The organism is Mycobacterium sp. SM3041, from assembly GCF_039668335.1.
In the GTDB taxonomy this organism is placed as follows: domain Bacteria; phylum Actinomycetota; class Actinomycetes; order Mycobacteriales; family Mycobacteriaceae; genus Mycobacterium.
In genome coordinates this window covers 353,036-369,336 of sequence record NZ_JAYXBQ010000076.1, presented here as the reverse complement: position 1 = coordinate 369,336, position 16,301 = coordinate 353,036, and the positions used below count along the sequence as shown (strand labels likewise).

The 16,301-nt window shown below is 65.0% G+C and carries 15 protein-coding genes; 3 read left to right on the top strand and 12 right to left on the bottom strand.

Features of this window, described 5'->3' with window-relative positions:
• Positions 1-12: 12 nt before the first annotated feature.
• Entirely contained in the window at positions 13-945 is a 933-nt protein-coding gene (locus VXD91_RS27360; RefSeq protein ID WP_212806449.1) for a hypothetical protein, read from the bottom strand.
• Between the two features lie 251 nt (positions 946-1,196).
• On the opposite strand from VXD91_RS27360, the gene VXD91_RS27355 reads away from it, so the two are divergent.
• On the top strand, positions 1,197-1,811 hold the full coding sequence (locus VXD91_RS27355) for a TetR/AcrR family transcriptional regulator (protein ID WP_212806448.1): 615 nt from the start codon (positions 1,197-1,199) through the stop codon (positions 1,809-1,811).
• A gap of 113 nt (positions 1,812-1,924) precedes the next feature.
• Here VXD91_RS27355 and VXD91_RS27350 read toward each other — a convergent pair whose 3' ends face one another.
• From VXD91_RS27350 to VXD91_RS27300, 11 genes are all read right to left on the bottom strand, one after another.
• On the bottom strand, positions 1,925-2,707 hold the full coding sequence (locus tag VXD91_RS27350) for an SDR family oxidoreductase (protein WP_212806447.1): 783 nt from the start codon (positions 2,705-2,707) through the stop codon (positions 1,925-1,927).
• A 20-nt stretch (positions 2,708-2,727) separates the two neighbouring features.
• Positions 2,728-3,804, bottom strand: a complete 1,077-nt coding sequence (locus tag VXD91_RS27345; protein WP_212806446.1) for a hypothetical protein — start codon at positions 3,802-3,804, stop codon at positions 2,728-2,730.
• Positions 3,791-4,828, bottom strand: a complete 1,038-nt coding sequence (locus VXD91_RS27340; protein WP_212806445.1) for an alpha/beta hydrolase — start codon at positions 4,826-4,828, stop codon at positions 3,791-3,793. Before VXD91_RS27340 ends, VXD91_RS27345 begins: the two co-directional genes overlap by 14 nt.
• A 1-nt stretch (position 4,829) precedes the next feature.
• Complete coding sequence (locus VXD91_RS27335) at positions 4,830-5,693, bottom strand: SDR family NAD(P)-dependent oxidoreductase (RefSeq protein WP_212806444.1); 864 nt, start codon at positions 5,691-5,693, stop codon at positions 4,830-4,832.
• Positions 5,690-6,181, bottom strand: a complete 492-nt coding sequence (locus tag VXD91_RS27330) for a polyketide cyclase (RefSeq protein WP_212806443.1) — start codon at positions 6,179-6,181, stop codon at positions 5,690-5,692. The genes VXD91_RS27335 and VXD91_RS27330 overlap by 4 nt, the downstream gene beginning before the upstream one ends.
• Before the next feature lie 70 nt (positions 6,182-6,251).
• The gene (locus tag VXD91_RS27325) at positions 6,252-7,295 is read right to left on the bottom strand and encodes an acyl-CoA dehydrogenase family protein (protein WP_212806442.1); all 1,044 of its coding nucleotides are present in this window, start codon (positions 7,293-7,295) and stop codon (positions 6,252-6,254) included.
• Positions 7,296-7,309: 14 nt separating this feature from the next.
• Positions 7,310-8,467: an acyl-CoA dehydrogenase family protein gene (locus tag VXD91_RS27320; RefSeq protein ID WP_212806441.1), complete on the bottom strand. Its 1,158-nt coding sequence runs from the start codon at positions 8,465-8,467 to the stop codon at positions 7,310-7,312.
• Positions 8,464-9,240: a crotonase/enoyl-CoA hydratase family protein gene (locus VXD91_RS27315; RefSeq protein ID WP_212806440.1), complete on the bottom strand. Its 777-nt coding sequence runs from the start codon at positions 9,238-9,240 to the stop codon at positions 8,464-8,466. Before VXD91_RS27315 ends, VXD91_RS27320 begins: the two co-directional genes overlap by 4 nt.
• Positions 9,237-10,661: an aldehyde dehydrogenase family protein gene (locus tag VXD91_RS27310; protein ID WP_212806439.1), complete on the bottom strand. Its 1,425-nt coding sequence runs from the start codon at positions 10,659-10,661 to the stop codon at positions 9,237-9,239. Before VXD91_RS27310 ends, VXD91_RS27315 begins: the two co-directional genes overlap by 4 nt.
• Positions 10,662-10,677: 16 nt before the next feature.
• Complete coding sequence (locus VXD91_RS27305; RefSeq protein ID WP_212806438.1) at positions 10,678-11,784, bottom strand: zinc-binding dehydrogenase; 1,107 nt, start codon at positions 11,782-11,784, stop codon at positions 10,678-10,680.
• A gap of 13 nt (positions 11,785-11,797) precedes the next feature.
• On the bottom strand, positions 11,798-13,384 hold the full coding sequence (locus VXD91_RS27300; RefSeq protein ID WP_346416842.1) for an acyl-CoA synthetase: 1,587 nt from the start codon (positions 13,382-13,384) through the stop codon (positions 11,798-11,800).
• Between the two features lie 103 nt (positions 13,385-13,487).
• Between VXD91_RS27300 and VXD91_RS27295 the strand changes: the two genes are divergently transcribed.
• Together VXD91_RS27295 and VXD91_RS27290 are read left to right on the top strand one after the other, a co-directional pair.
• Positions 13,488-15,410, top strand: coding sequence for an NAD(P)-binding domain-containing protein (locus VXD91_RS27295; protein WP_212806436.1), 1,923 nt, complete (start codon positions 13,488-13,490; stop codon positions 15,408-15,410).
• On the top strand, positions 15,407-16,294 hold the full coding sequence (locus VXD91_RS27290) for an SDR family NAD(P)-dependent oxidoreductase (RefSeq protein ID WP_212806435.1): 888 nt from the start codon (positions 15,407-15,409) through the stop codon (positions 16,292-16,294). The genes VXD91_RS27295 and VXD91_RS27290 overlap by 4 nt, the downstream gene beginning before the upstream one ends.
• The last annotated feature ends 7 nt before the right edge of the window (positions 16,295-16,301 follow it).

The following is a 16,301-nucleotide window of genomic DNA, read 5'->3' as shown; positions in this document are numbered from 1 at the left end:
GCCCCACGGTTTCTAGCTGGACACCGTCACGTCCATGAGAGGGAGCCGCTCCATCGCGGTGGCCCGTGGATCCGGCGCAGCCGCCGCGGCCGCGTGGTTCTCTTCACCACGGGTGTAGGTCCACACGCAGAACGGCTCACCTTGGGCGAATTTGAAGTCCTTGGGTGGCAGGTTGATGGCCAGTTTGCAGCCAGGAAAGAACGGTGCCGAAATGCGTTGCTCGAAAGTGCAATTCATCCAGGCGCGCGCTGGCGGGTACAGGCCCTCGTCGGTGTACTTCTGCAGCACCTCGCAACGGCGCATGTTCAACACGACGTGGTCCGGGTTGTAGACGATGTATTCGCCCCCGTAGCCCAGGGTGCCGTCGATGCTCAACACCGCCAGTTTCAGGAAGTCCACCACATGCACCGGCTCGATCTTGAGGACCTTCGCCAGTTTCGGGTACTGGTAGTCGATGATGAGCTGGTACATGTCGGGCAGCCCCAGCCATACCTCCTCTTCGGGAATGATCTTCGTCCATTGGTCGATGAGGTAGTTGTGCCCCTTGAGGTACTGGTCCCAGTAGGTCTTGATCAGGCGGATCAGAGCCGGCTTCGTGAGATCCTCGGTCTGTACGTCGAACGGAATCGCTTGGTATTGCGCGTCTTTCCAGTCCCAACCGGGCGGAGCGATGAAGCGTCCCATGGGCATGACCTGACGCATGCCGGCCCGGGAGACCTGGGCGGTCACATCCATCGCGGCATTGATGCCGACCTTCTCCGAATAGATCTTCACGTGCGCATACGGCATGAAGTTCAGAACATCCTCGAACACGCGTGCCAGGCCGACCAGGAAGTCGCGGGAGAAGTCCTGGATGTTGCCGACCTTGCCCATGAAGTCGTGGGTGTAGTCGTCGTAATTCAATTCCATGGTCTCCGTGGTGATTTCTACAGATTCGGGGGTCATGTTTCCTCCTCGGTGGGCTGTGCTGCGTGAGCATCAATAGGCGCGGGACGGTTAGCGACCACTGTTACGCGGCGGGCATCCCGCTGTCAGATTCAGCATGCATGTCAGAATCTGACAGGTTCAACGGTAGTGTTCGGGAGACGTACGTCACTACCGGATTCCCTGTCATCGGGATACGGATTGCCGTGCCGGCGCCGCATTGCAAGGGAGACGAAATACTATGAGCCGCAACGCCGAAACCAGGAGGATGCATGCGGGCTGAGGGTAGGACGGCGACGCTGACGGAGCGCCGTGCCGAGGAGCTCCGACTGGATATCGCCATTGCCGCGCGTGACATCTTCCTCGCGGAGGGATCGACGTCGGCGACGGTCGAGCGCATCTGCCAGGCCGTCGGTATCGCGCCGCGGACTTTTCATCGGCATTTTCCGGTCAAAGAAGACGTCGTCATGCCGCTGTTCCGTCAGTTCGGCAGGCTCAGCGTCGAGGTATTGTCGGCCGCTCCGCCAGACGGTGATGTCGTGGACATCCTCGTGGACGCATTCAGTACCGAGGTGCCCAAACGTGGACAGGTGGAGTTCGACCGCACGTTCATGGCACTGGTGGTCGGTGCACCCCAGTATCGGCTGCGTTGGTTGGACTGGGGTCAAGAACTTGTCGGGCCGATCACCGAGTTTCTCGACACCCGGATCGGCCTGGACGATGATCCGATGACGCGGGAGTTACCGGCGCAGTTGATCATTCAGGCGTGCCGGCATGCCTATGTGCAGTGGGTCGAGCACGGTGACTTCGACCGCCTGCGATCGGTGCTGCGGACCGGGATGGGGATGGTTGTCGGGGCCTTGCCGGGCGCCGAACCGGGAAACTGATGGGTGCCTCGTCCGGTAGGGCCCCGCGGCACGCCGGTCCTGCGCAGCTTCCCGTGCGGAACCGGCGTGCTTTCTTGACATCGAGGCATCGTGCCCGAGGGAAAGTCGGGGGACTACGCGTGCGCGCCGCCGTCGACCCGGATTTCGGTGCCGGTGATGAATGCGCCGTCGTCGGAGGCCACCATGGCGATCACCGCGGCGACAGCACTCGGATCGCCGAGGATCGGGTTGTCCCGGCCGTGCAGTAGCGGCGTCTGCTTGGCCCACAATCCCAAGTCGTAGCCTTCGGGCATCTTCTCGAGTGTGGTGTTGGCCAACGCGGTAGAGACACCGCCTGGCTGGACGTTCACCGCACGCAGGCCCTGTTTCGAGTACTCCAGTGCCAGTGAGTGGGTGAAGCTCAGGACCGCGCCCTTGCTGGCGGCGTAGGCCGCCATGTAGGGGTGGGCGAAAGTCGCCGCGGTGGAGGTGAAGTTCACCACCACGCCACGGCCCGACTCCAGCAGGGCCGGGAGTGCCTGACGTGTCATGAGGAAGGTACCGGTGAGATTGACTGCGAGCGTCCGGTTCCAGTCCGCCAACGTGGTCTCGTGGGTATGCGAACAGGTCTGTATCGCCGCGACGTTGACGAGTACGTCGAGGCCACCCAACTCAGCCACCGCACCGTCGACGGCGGCGATGACTGCATTCTCGTCCGAGATGTCGAGTGTCGCGGTGGTCAGGCGCTTGGCGGTGCCGGCGTTTTCCGCAGCGTCGGCAGTGGTCGCCAGTCCGTCGGCGGCGATGTCGTAGGCCACCACGGTGGCGCCCTCATCGAGCAGCCGTGCGGTGGTGGCCGCGCCGATGCCGGACCCGGCCCCCGTCACGATGACGCGACGGTCGGTGAAACGATCCATTTTCCAGTGCCTTTCGCGGTCTATGCGAGTTGGAACGCGCTGACAGGCGCGTCTTCCGGGTACGTCGTCGGGGCACCCAAGTCGTAGGCCGCGTTGAGTGCGCCGATGAACGCGGCGTCGTGGAGGGGCTCGCTGGGGACGTCGAGTTTGATGCCCTTGCCTTTGAGGTCATCGACCATCATGCCGATGGCGCGTTCGATCGTGATGTCGTCGGAGCCATCCATGTTCTTCTTCAGTTCGTCGTAGTCCGAGAACACTTCGGCGGACCAGTGCACCAGGAACCTCAGCTCGTCGGTGTGGTGACTCCCGATGACATCGTCACCGTTCTTCAGCAACCATTGATCCCGGTCGGCCGGGTCGCCGGTGAACACGGTGTCGAAGGACAGGCCGGCGGGAACCTGCTGTGCCAGAGGCCCGTTGGCCTCGCCGCGATGCATCATCATCTCGTTCTGCACGACCACACCCCGGTTGTTGATCGGCGGCAGTACCCGTCCGGGCGCCTTGAGCGGTCCGTCGGGCCAGTACGTGAATCCTGATTGTTCATCGAGGGAGAACCAGGTGATGACCTGGGCCATCTTGATCAGGTAATCGGTGAACAGCCCTGATTTGCCCATCACGCTGCACAGCCAGGTGGGTGCGTTCTCGTAGCGCACACCACGGAAGCTCGGGGAGTCCAGATGACCGGGATCGCGGTTGGCGCATGGGCCATTGATGTTGAACAGCATTATCTGTGGCTTCGCGTACTGCGCGTTCCAGTAGCTCTTGGCGTGCTCGAGGAAGGCGCTGTGGTAGAAGCAGTCGTGCAGCTCGGGGTACAGGACGGCACCGTAATTGGCGAGATAGCCGCGGAACGTCGGAGTGAGAAACAGATCCAGGGACGGGGTGAACCCCTCTGGGAACGAACCGCTCATGGTCGCCATCAGCTCGTCCGCGGAGGCGAAGTGCTGCGCGATGATCAGCTTCCACGGGCCCTGGTCGTGCACAATGTCGAGCAGTCGCCGCCGCTGGTCGGGGGTGTAGACATCGGTGATCTCGCGCGGTGGCGCGGCGGGACGGAGGACGTCGGACAGCTCGCGTCGCCGCTCATCGGTCAGCATGGTGTTCTCCTTCGGTGGTGAGTGTGTCGACTGTCGACGTTGGGGCAGAAGCGCTTTGCATGAGGGATCCGTTGGTGGATCGGCCGGTGGCACCGGGATGGGCGAACTTTGCGCGCACCAGCGCACCGACTTCGGCCATGGCCAGCCGGCCGCGGGCGGTCGCGTCTGATCGCATCAAGAACCCGTGGTACATCCCGGGATAACGCGTGAGAGTGGTCTGTACTCCCGCCTCCCGTAACCGATTGGCGTAGCGCTCACCCCAGTCCCGGATGGGGTCGCACTCGCCGGTGACCACGATCGCCTGGGGCAGGCCGCTCAGATCGGTTGCGTAGGCCGGCACCTGATAGTGCGAATGCGGCCAATCGCCACTACGGTCGACCAGTTCGTGCATGTAGACGATGTCGTCGTGGCGCAGCATCGGTGCGTCGGGCATCGCGGTGATCGATGGTGCGCCCATGTCGCGATCCAGGCCGGGGTAGAGCAGGACCTGCAGGGTTATCTGCGGCCCGGCGTGGTCACGCGCCGCCAAAGCCACTGCGGCAGCCAGTGATCCACCGGCACTGTCGCCGACCACCCCCAGCCGTCCGGCGTCGATGTCGAGTTCGGACGCATTGGCGGCGATCCATTCCGTCGCTGCGTAGGCGTCGTCGAACTGCGCGGGTGGTGGTGACTCCGGTGCCAGGCGGTACTCGACGGCTGCGACGGCGACTCCGGTGGCGTGGGCCAGTTCTCTCGCCAACGGTTCGAACGAGTGGTTGGAGCCCATGACGAGCCCGCCGCCGTGGAAGTAGACCAGGACTGGGAGGCGTTCATCCGTGCTGGGCCGGTACAGGCGGACCGCCAGCGGGCCGGCAGGCCCCGGGGCCGTGAGGTTCTGTGTGCTGGCCATGGTCGGCATGTCAGGGAGCGGCGCGGATTCGATACCGGCGCGGACGGCCGGCAGGCCGCGGGTCCGCATCGGTGCGATGTCTCCGAAAGATGCGACCCGGACGGCGGCATCGTGATCGAGTTGTGGTGTAGGCATCTCAGTTGTGGGTGGGGTCGAACCGGCGATGCTCGCGCAGTTGTGGCGCCTGCTGGCTGGTCAGTACGCGGGCACGTTCGGACATCGCCGCACCGACATAGTCCGGTTGGGTGATGAGATAGAAGCGTCCTTCGGCGGCTTGATCGAAGACCACCTGTGCGGCGGCGAGGGGGTCCATTGCGGCTGCTTTGATATCGAGCATGGCCGCGCGCTGCCCCTCGGCGGCATCGGTGTTCCCGGTGTCGACTCCGCCCGCGGATTCGAAGATGTTGGAGACGACGGCTCCCGGCAGGACGGCCTGGACGTGAATGTGACGAGCATGGCCTGCGGACTGCACCTCGAGATTCAGGCATTCGGTCAGCGCCAGCACGGCATGCTTGCTCATGATGTAGGGCGCCTGCAGGGGAACCACGGCGACCCCGCCGATCGAAGACAGATTCCACACCCACGCGGGCGCATCGGTGGACATCATTCGTGGCAGAAACGCGCGAATGCCATGGAATACGCCGTTGATGTTGACGTCGACGATCCGCTGCCAGTTGGCCAATGGGGTATCCCACAGGTAGCCGAACTGTTCGACTCCCGCGTTGTTGACCAGCAGTCGCACGGCACCGAATTCGTCGAATACCCTGTCCGCCAGCCGCTGTACCGCCGCGGCATCACGAACGTCGCAGACGGCGTCGACTGCGTTTCCTCCGGCCACGCGGATTTCGTCACGCAGAGCCGCAATGGCGGCGGCGTCGATGTCGGCCAACACCACCGTCATACCGAGCTGACTGGCGTGACGCGCCAGGCCGGCGCCGATGCCGGCGCCGGCGCCGGTGATGACGGCCACGCCACCACCGAAGATCGCGTCAGCGGTCACGCGGGTTGCCCGTTGGCGGCCGCGGCCTTCGCGGCGTGCTCGGCGAGCGGGATCGAGTTCTCGGCGTCCAGCACCACCGTCATCGAGGTGAACACCAACGCATCACCCGCGCGCCGAATGCCGACGTCGACCACGCCGCTCGACACCCCGAACGGGACGTTGTTGGTGATCTGGTTGACGTACAGATAGAACCGCACCGTCGTGACCTCACCCTCGGTTCCGGTCCGGAAGACGTTGGTCGCGTGGTGGCGGCACGGGTACGGGTTCTCGTTGCGGTGCTCGGTGAGCCAGGCGAGAGTCTCTGCGCCGCCGTGCAATTCGGCCGCCAGCAGATGCTCGAATGGGCAGTTTCCGGAATCCGAACGGCTCAGATACTCCATCTCGTCGCCGATCCGAGCCGCCACTTCGGCGAAGTTTCCCTGGTCGTAGTGAAACCAGAACTCGGCGATGAATTCTTGGGCCTCAGGCAAGCTGATCGAGTTGCTCATACCGGTCAGTCAACTCGCCGGAGTTGCTCGTCACAGCGCCCGTGACCGGTCACCGGAATAATCCCGAAAGCTACCCGGTGCCAGTGATCAACGCCCACACGCCGGTGCGGCCTGCTTCAGCCGCCGCGGCGGCGACCTTCCGGTCCCAGAAGTGCACAGAACCGTTCTCCGAGCGCCACGCCAGGGCTGCGCGGGTCCATTCGTGCAGGCGGTGTTCGCGTGTCGTCCCGATCGCACCGTGCACCTGGTGGGCATGACGTGTCACGGCCGACGCCGCATGCCCAGCGCAGGACCGTGCGACTGCGATCTGGAAGTCGAGATGGTCTGTCAGCCATCCTGTTTCGAGTGCGGTGTGCAGTGCCGCTTCGGTAGCCGAGCGCGCAACCGCCGCCTCGGCGGCGGCATCTGCGATCAGGTTCTGGATCGCCTGGAACTTGGCGAGGGGACGGCCGAACTGGATGCGCGACATCACGTGCTCAACCGAGGCCGCGATCGCGCAATCCAGTGCGGCACAAACCTGAATGGCTCTCACCAACGCGGCCTTGCGCTCGAGTTCGGTGACCAACTCGGGCGCTACCGCCTGTCCGGGCCACCCGGCCGCATCGACTCTCACGGTGTCGCGCGGTTCGCCGATCAGGTTGCGTCCCGGGGCGATCGTGATTTCCGTGGTGTCGACATCGGCGACACGATAGCCGTCGCCGGTCCGCCACACGGTGACGATCCGGTCGGCGGAGCCGGCCCAGGGCGTCGGCGCCCGAGGTGCATCGGGTTGCGGCACCACGTGGATCGTGCGGAGCGCGTCGTCGACTTCGTGGCCGACGGCCTCCAGCAGCCAGCACGCCAAGAGATCATGCTCGGCCAACGGCAGCCGTACCCCGTGCCGCACTGCGGCGGTGAGTAATTCAGCCGATTCGCGCCAGCTCGCGCCGCTACCGCCGGATTGTTCCGAACCGGTCAGCCGCACCAGCCCGAGCTCATCGAGCCGTTGCCACAATGTGCGGTCAAAGTCGACTCGTGCCTCGGCCGGCCCAGGATCGTGGGACAGCCGGTGGTCGGCGAAGACGGCGTCCATCATGTCGACCAGATCGCGATCGACTGTCGGCGCGCTTGTCATCGATCCGATTGCGTTCATCGCAACCCCAATCCCCGCGCGATGACGCCGCGCAGTACCTCGTTGGTTCCGCCGCGCAGGGTGAATCCGGGGCGCTGGTCGACCGCGTGGAACACCAGATCGGCCCACGACGAGTCGACCCTGCTCTCATCACCGGTGCGCAGATCGGCGTAGTCGGCGATATCGCCCTCGACGGTGGTGCCGAGGACCTTGACCACGGCTGCGGAGACATCGGCGGCCTCGCCGCGTTGCAGGGCATCTGCCACAGCCATCGATGTGTGATGCAGCCCGGCGATACGTGCCACCAATCGGCCCATCTCGACGTCGCACGAAACATCTTGTGGAGCAGCCTGTTCGAGTGCAAAGCCCAGGAGTGGAAACGTCGAGAGGAACCGTTCCGGGCCACTTCTCTCGAAGCTCAACTCGGAGGTCACCTGGCTCCAACCCTGCCCGATTTCTCCGAAGACCCGGGAGTCGGGCACGAACACCTCATCGAGAATCACCTCATTGAAGTGGTGCCCACCGTTCATGGAGATGATGGGCCGAACGTCTACGCCCTCGGTGGCGAAGTCGACGATGAACTGGCTGAGCCCCGCGTGCCGATGTGCCGAGTCCGCCGGTGCGGTGCGGGCCAAGACGATGAACGCGTGGGCCCGGTGCGCCCCCGAGGTCCATACCTTGGTCCCGGTGATCGCCCAGCCCCCGTCGGCACGGACTGCTCGCGTGCGCACGCTCGCGAGATCCGATCCTGAGTCGGGCTCGCTCATTCCGATGCCGAAGAAGCACTCACCGCGGACGATGCGGGGCAGGTACTCGTGCTTCTGTTCTTCGGTGCCGTACTTGAGAAGCGACGGCACGATCTGGCGGTCGGCGATCCAATGGGCGGCCACCGGCGCCCCGGCGGCCAGTAGTTCCTCGGTGACGACGAAGCGGTCGTGAAACGAACGGCCGTGCCCGCCATAGTGTTCGGGGACCGTCATACCCAACCAGCCTTGTCGTGCCAGCGAACGGGTGAAGGTCTCGTCCCAGCCGCACAACCAGGCGTCGACCGACGGCGTGAAGGCGCCCACAGCCAGTTGTTCGGCGAGGAACGTCCGGACCTGGCCGCGCAACGCGTCAGCAGCTGGGTTCGAGCTGCTCGCCGGCGGCACCAGACGTCTCAGGGTCGGCGTCATGAGGTCTTCCACTTCGCGATGCGCTCGTGGTGCGCTGTGTCATGGTGGGCCAGCGGTTGCATGGCTGCGGCCATGCTGAGGGTCGATTCCAGTGTGCCGGTGATGGATTCCTGAAGCAGTCGTTTGGCCATCCGCAGCGCGTGCGGGGGATTGGCGGCGATGCGCTCGGCCAGGGTGTGCGCTTCCGCAAGCAGATCCTCATGGGCCACAACGCGGCTCACCAAACCCCAGTCGAGCGCCGTTGCGGCATCGATGCGGTCACCGGTGAAGGTGAGCTCGGCGGCGCGGGAGTATCCGATGGCCCGCGGCAGAAACCAGGATCCGCCGTCGCCGGGAATCAAGCCGAGCTGCACGAAGCTCTCCGCGAATGACGCGCGCTCCGAGGCGATGCGGATGTCACACATCATCGCCAGATCGCAGCCGGCGCCGATCGCGGCGCCGTTGACCGCGGCGATGATGGGGACTTCGAGCCGGCTCATCGCACGTGGGATGCGTTGGATGCCATCGATGTACGCACGACGCTGGTCGATGGGGGCGAGGCCGAACATGCCGCGGCGGTCGGCCATCTCCTTGACATTGCCGCCGGCCGAAAAGATCTTCCCGCGACCCGTGAGGATGATCGCCCGAACTGCGTTGTCGCGGTTGGCTGCATCGATGTTGGCCTCGATCGCCGCGATCACATCCGGGGAAGATATGGCGTTGCCTGCCTCTGGGAGATCGATCGTCCAGAGCTGGATCGAGCCGCTGGTGCTGACATCGACGGGTGCCTTCACGGCCGTGCCCTGAGTTGAAGGGACTTCGTCTGCAGATACTCCTCGAAGCCGAATCGCCCGAGCTCCCGGCCGATTCCCGATTTCTTGTAGCCGCCGAACGGCGCGGTGGGGTTGTAAGGACCGCCGTTGATGTCCAGCTGTCCGGTCTGAATCTGACGTGCGAACGCGATCGCGGTGTCGTCGTCGGCGGCCCACACCGCCCCCGACAGGCCGTAGGGTGTGCCGTTGGCGATGCGCAGGGCATCGTCGTCGTCGGTATAGGGGATGACGGCAAGTACGGGTCCGAACACTTCTTCCTGTCCGAGTTCAGATTCCGGGTCGACATCGGCGAATACCGTTGGTGCCAGGAAGAACCCGATGTCACGGATCCGCTCGGAGCCCCCGGTGAGCAGACGCGCGCCATCACGCTGCGCGCGGTCGATGAATCCGCGCACCGTGTCGAACTGGGATTGTGAGGCGGACGGGCCGATCCGGGTGGCCGGGTCCCAGGGATCGCCGACGGTGTAGCGGCCCACCGCCGATTCGATCAGTTCTAGTGCCTCACGGTAGCGCCTCTGCGGCACAAGCATTCTCGTCCACGCCATGCAGGTCTGGCCGCCGTTGAGGAACGCGTTGCCGACGCCGACTTTGACCGCGGTGGCCAGGTCGGCGCCATCGAGGATGACGTTTGCCGATTTTCCGCCGAGCTCGAGGGCCACCTTCTTGACTGACTGGCCCGCCAGCTCGCCGACACGGGATCCCACCCCGGTGGACCCGGTGAAGGACACGAAGTCGACGTCTGGGTGACTGGCGAGGCGCTCACCGATCACCCGTCCAGGGCCGGAAACGATGTTGACCACCCCGGGCGGCAGTCCCGCTTCCTCGCAGGCTTCGATGAACGCGAACACCGACAGCGGTGCCTCGTTGCTCGGTTTGAGCACGACGGTGCAGCCCGCGGCGATGGCCGGAAGCACCTTGGCGACCACCTGGTACAGCGGATAGTTCCACGGGGTGATGGCGCCGACAACCCCGTAGGGCTCGCGCAGCACCAGCGAATTGCCCACGCGCTCTTCGAAATCGAACGTGTCCAAGACGTCGGCAAAGCCGTTGGCGACGGCGAGCGGTACCTGCGTTTGCACCGTCTGCGCGATTCGTACCGGGGCGCCCATCTCGGCGGTGATGAGGTTGGCGATGTCCGGCAGGCGCTTCTCCATCGCATCGATCACCCGGCGCAGCCGCTGCCGCCGCTCTGGGACGGTGATCGCCGGATCGAAGGCGCGGCGTGCTGCGGCGACCGCCGCGTCGACATCGGCTTCGTCGCCGGCCGGGACATGGCCGATCACCACTTCGGTGGCCGGGTCGACGACGTCGATGACACCGCTGCCCGACGGGGCCACCCAGCGGCCGTCGATGAAAAGCTCGGAACGTTGGTGAGTGTGCATATTCGTCCTTTGCGAACTACGGGGTGATGCTGGCACGGATGTCGCGCTTGCCGTCCGCCGCGGCGAAGGCGTCATTGATGTCGTCGAGCGAGTACGTCGTTGCGGCGAGCCGGTCGAAGGGCAGTTCATGTTGGTGACGGTCCAGGAAGGTCAGGGCGCGAGACAGCACTGCCGGGTCGTACAGCGAAACGCCGACCATGGTCTTGTTGCTGAAGACGAATCGCGAGGGGTCGAAGGCGAACGTCTGGCCGGCGTTGATGTTGCCGATCTCGACGTAGCGGCCGAACTGTCCCAGCATCTGCAGGCCCTCTTCGATCGCCGAGGGGTGCCCGACGACTTCGACGACGACGTCGGCACCGTGTCCGTCGGTCAGCGCACGAACGGCTTTGGCTCGGTCCCTGGGCGTCGCGACCTGGTTCAGATCCAGCACGGTGTCGGCACCGAAGGCGGCCGCCAACTCCAGCCGTTCGGCGATGCCGTCGATCGCGATCACGTTCGCGGCGCCGCGCGCTTTGGCGACCGCGATCGCATAGAGGCCCAGAGCTCCGGCCCCTTGCACGACAACGTGTTCACCGAGTTGCAGGTCGACGCGTTCGAACCCGTACATCACCTGGGACAGAGCACAATTGGCGCCTGCCGCGATGTCGTCAGCGACGCTGTCCGGAACCGTGTAGACGACGGCGCCGGCCGGCAGCAGGTAGTAATCGCCGTAGCCGCCGACGAAATATGGTGGCTCGTCGGCCCGGCCCAGCATGGCCATCTTCAGCTTCAGGCAGCCGTTTCGTCGCCCGGCAAGGCAATTGCGGCAGCTGTGGCAGCTGTAGAAGTAGGGGAACACCACTCGGGTGCCGGTCTGCAACGGCTTGCCGTTCGAGTCGGTCGAAACACCGTCACCCAGCGCCTCGACAGCCCCAACCATTTCGTGCCCGAGCACCGTTGGCAGTTGCCCACCGAGACCTCGGGTTGCGAACGTGCCGTGCCAGGCGTGTACGTCCGACCCGCAGATGTTGGCGCGGGTCACGCGGACCAGGATTTCACCCGGTCCGACCTCTGGCAGCGTGACGGTCTCGATCTGAAATGGCTTGCCGGGCTCATCGAATCGCGCGATGCGGCCTTTGTACATATGTTGTGTTCCTTCAGTTTTGCGCGAATTCGGGGCTGAATTCTTCACGCAGTCGGCGTTTGAGCAATTTGCCGCTGGGGTTCTTCGGGAGGGAATCGACGAAGAAAACCCGTTTGGGAGTTTTGAAGCCTGCGAGATGACCACGGCAGTGGGTGAGGACTTCGTCTTCGGTCAGCGTCATCCCGGCGCGGGGGACCACGGTGGCGACGACAGCTTCGACCCACAGCGGGTGCGTCAACCCGAAGACGGCGGCTTCCTCGATACCGTTGTGCAGGTACAGGATTTCTTCCACTTCGCGGCTGGCGACATTCTCCCCGCCGGTCTTGATCATGTCCTTCTTGCGGTCCACCACGTGCAAGAGGCCGTGCTCGTCGTAGAAGCCGAGATCACCGGAATGGAACCAACCACCGGCGAACGCCTCCGCGGTCTTGTCCGCGTCGTCGAGGTAGCCCAGCATCAAATGTGCACTGCGGTGGGCGATCTCGCCGACGGTTCCCGGTGGTACGGGAGTGTTCGTCTCGTCGAGGATGGTGGTTTCGACATTGACCACCGGTCGGCCTGCCGATCCGGCGTGAGCGTCCTGTTCCTCCGGTCCGAGCGCCGAGGCCAGGGGCGCCATCTCGGTCTGGCCGTAGAAGTTCCACAAGCGCAGACCCGGCAACCGGCGACGCAACTCGTGCAGGATTTCGGTGGGCATCGGTGAGGCGCCGTAGTACCCCTTGCACAGGCTGGACAGGTCGACCTGGTCGAAGACGGAGCTGCGCAGCAGGCTGATCCACACAGTGGGCGGCGCGAAGTAACTGGTGGCGTGGTGGCGCTCGATGGTGCGCAGGACCAGTTCGGGTTCGGGGCGGGGCAGGATGATGCTTGTCGCGCCGAGATAGATTGCGGTGGCCAGGAAGTTGTCGAGCTGTGCGCAGTGGTACAGCGGCAGGGAATGGATGACGACGTCGTCGCCAGACATCGAGCCGGCGACGATGGTGCTGATGTACTGCCACATCAAGCTGCGGCTGCTGTGCATCACCCCCTTCGGCCGCGACTCGGTGCCACTCGTGTACATCACCCGGACGAGCTGTTCGTCGCCGAGAAGATGGTCCGGGGCAGTGCTCGTGGCGGCGAGCCAATCGGCGAAATCTGGCCATCCAGAGGGACACTGCTGCCCGGCCGGAGCCAGCGCTGCGGTGACGTGCACTGCGGTGCCGCGGCGCAGCGCGTCCGCCGCCACCGGCGCCAGGTCCGCTTCGACGATGAGCCCGGCAGCATTGCTGTGCGCCAGGATGTAGGTGATCTCTTCGGCGGTGAGCATGAAATTGATCGGGACCAGAACCACGCCGGCACGGGCCGAGGCGAATGTCAGTACCGCGTACTGCCAGCAGTTCCGTGACAACAACGCCAGCCGGTCTCCGGCCCGAAGGCCGTTGTCGCACAACGCGGCAGCGGCGCGGTCGACCAGGTGGTCGAACTCGGCGAAACTCAGTGTCACCTCGCCGTCGACGATCGCTGTCTTGTTCGGCTGTCTGCGCGCCGACCGGCGTGGAATGTCGGCGAGGCTGTGGCTGCGGGCCCGGGCGATGACGGTGTCCAGGTCATCAGAATCCATGCGGTGAAACGTATGTAGCGCACCGGGTTGCTCGCAGGATCGTATCCCGCTCAGAGGTCAAAGCAGCGGCGGCGTAGGGGCGATCCCTTCGATACTCGATTGCATGACCGCCGCGACCGAATCGTCCTCACCTGTAGCCAGCGCTGCTGACCCTGACGCCCTGCGTGCACACCTGATGCAGGCAGATCCCGGTGTCCTCGTCGCTGTGCTCGCACAGATGACCGGCGATGCATCGGTCGTCGATCGGTACGCCCCCAAGATCGATCACGTGCAGGACCCGCCTGAGCGGGCGGGGACCACCGATCCCGAAACCATGCACGCGCTGGTCGGCGAGATCAGCACTGCGCTCGTCGACTTCCGGCCCGAGGACGCGGCCGGCGCAGACCGCGACCTGTTCACCCGGGTGCTGCCGCTGGCGGTGGGCGGTCCGGTAGATGACGAATTCGTCGACCTGCTGATCGAGCAGGGTGGTTTCCGCCCGTCGCAACCTACGCTGCCGCGCACGGTGCCGATTCCCCAGACCACTTCCATGGCCATCATCGGGGCCGGGTTGGCCGGCATCGCGGTAGCACTGGCGGCTGCCGAGGAGGGCGTCCAGTTTCAGATTTTCGACCGCAACAGCGAAGTCGGGGGTACGTGGCTGACCACCACGTACCCGGGCATCGGCGTTGACACCCCGTCGGCCTACTACTCGCTGTCGCGTGAAGTGAACCCGGAATGGTCCAGCTATTACCCGCAGGGCGCCGAGTACCAGGCTTATCTCGTCGCGCTCGCGGACAAGCACGAGCTGCGCAAGCACATCCGGTTCGGCACCGAGGTGGAGGCGTTGCGGTGGGATGAAAGTCGTCAGCAGTGGCAGATTCATTCGCGCGGCGCCGACGGAAGCACGACGGTTGACCATGCCAGTTTCGTCGTAACCGCGGCCGGCTACCTGAATCGTCCCCGCTTTCCCGATCTCGAGGGCCGGGAGAGCTTCGGCGGCATCAGCATTCACTCGGCGCAGTGGGATCCCGCGCTGGACCTGACGGGCAAGAAGGTGGCGATCATCGGTGCCGGCTGCACCGCGGTGCAGATTGTCGATGCCTGCGTCGACCAGGTCGAACACCTCACCGTGTTCCAGCGGCAGCCTCATTGGGTCGCTCCCCGCAAGCGGTTGTCCGACGACGTCCCGGAACATCGCCGCTACCTGGGGCGGGTGCTGCCGTTCTACGCCATGTGGAACCGGGTCAAGTCGTACTGGGCCACCGCCGACAACAACTACCCGGTCATCCTGCAGGACCCGGAGTGGTCCAAGAACCATTTGTCGATCTCGCCCGCCAACGACGTGCTGTTGCAGATGTGCACGGACTACATCAACCAGATGTTCGGCGCCGGAACAGAATTGGCCCGCAAAGTCACGCCCGATTTCGCCCCGTACGGCAAGCGGATCATCCGCGACCCCGGCGGCTACTATGCCGCGTTGACCCGTGATCACGTCGACGTCGAAGCCAGCGAGCCGGCCGCGGTGAACGCCGATGGGATTGTCACGCACGACGGCCGACAGATCGACCTCGACGTCATCATCTACGCCACCGGCTACCACCTGGACTTCCTGTCGACGATCGACATCCGCGGTCGCGACGGCCGGGCGTTGTCCGCTGAGTGGGGCGACAGTCCGCGTGCCTACCGAGGTGGCACGGTCCCGGGCTTCCCCAACCTGTTCATCACGTCAGCACCGAATTACAGCCCAGGCCACGGCGCGGGCGCCAACTTCTCGATGGAGGTGCTGGCGCACTACATCATCGAGTGTCTGCAGCTGATGGCGCTGCGCGGCGTGCCGACCATGGAGGTCACGCGCAATGCGTACGACGAGTACGTCGAGGGCATCGACGAGACGATGCGCGGCACCGTGTGGTGCCATACGCCCAACGCCCACACCTACTACCGGTCCGGTTCAGGGCGCGTCGTGGTGGCCACACCATATCGACTGGTCGACTTGTGGCGTCAGCACCGGGCACCCATCGAGGAAGACTTCATCCTGCAATGACAAGGCTCTTGGCCGGTAAGACCGCACTCGTGACGGGCAGTAGCCGGGGGATCGGACGGGCAATCGCACAGCGGCTGGCGGCCGAAGGGGCCACGGTCGCGGTCACCGCGCGCGGGCATGGTCCGTCAGCGTCGGTGCGCGCCGGCGTGAGTGAGATGATCCCGGGCAGCATCCAGGAAACCGTGCGGCTCGTCGAAGACGCCGGCGGTTCGGCCTTCGGCGTGCCGGCGGATCTCGAAGACCCCGACGCGCGTGGCGGCCTTGTCGAGGCGGTCCTGGAACGGACCGGGCGCATCGACATCTTGGTCAACAACGCCGGTTTCGCCGACTATGCCGTGGTCGAGGACATGCCGATGGCAACCTTCGACCGGACAATCGACCACTACCTGCGCATCCCGTTCGCCCTGACGAAAGCCGTTGTGCCGCACATGAGAAGCCAGGGTGCGGGCTGGATCGTCAACATCGGCTCGGTTACCGGGGTGGCCCCGGCGCGGCCGTATCGGGACTACAACAAGACCGCCGGCGATGTCATCTACGCATCGTGCAAGGCGGCTCTGCACCGGTTCACCCAAGGGGTGGCAGCCGAGTTGGTCGATGCGAACATCGCCGTCAACTGTGTGGGTCCGTCCACTGCGGTGCGTACCCCTGGCGCCGCCGCGCTCATTCCCGAATCGTTTCCCACCGAGCCGGTCGAATATCTGGCAGAGACGGTGCTGGCCATGTGCCACGCGCCCGCCGCGGAGCGGACGGGTCTGGTGGCGTTCAGCTTGCACTACCCATGGTCCCAACAATTGCCGGTGCACTCGCTGGACGGCGGCGCGGTTCTGCCGCCGCTGCAACCGCCGGCATCGGCCAATCCGAACATCCTGCCCGCCGGGGTTTAGCGGCCCC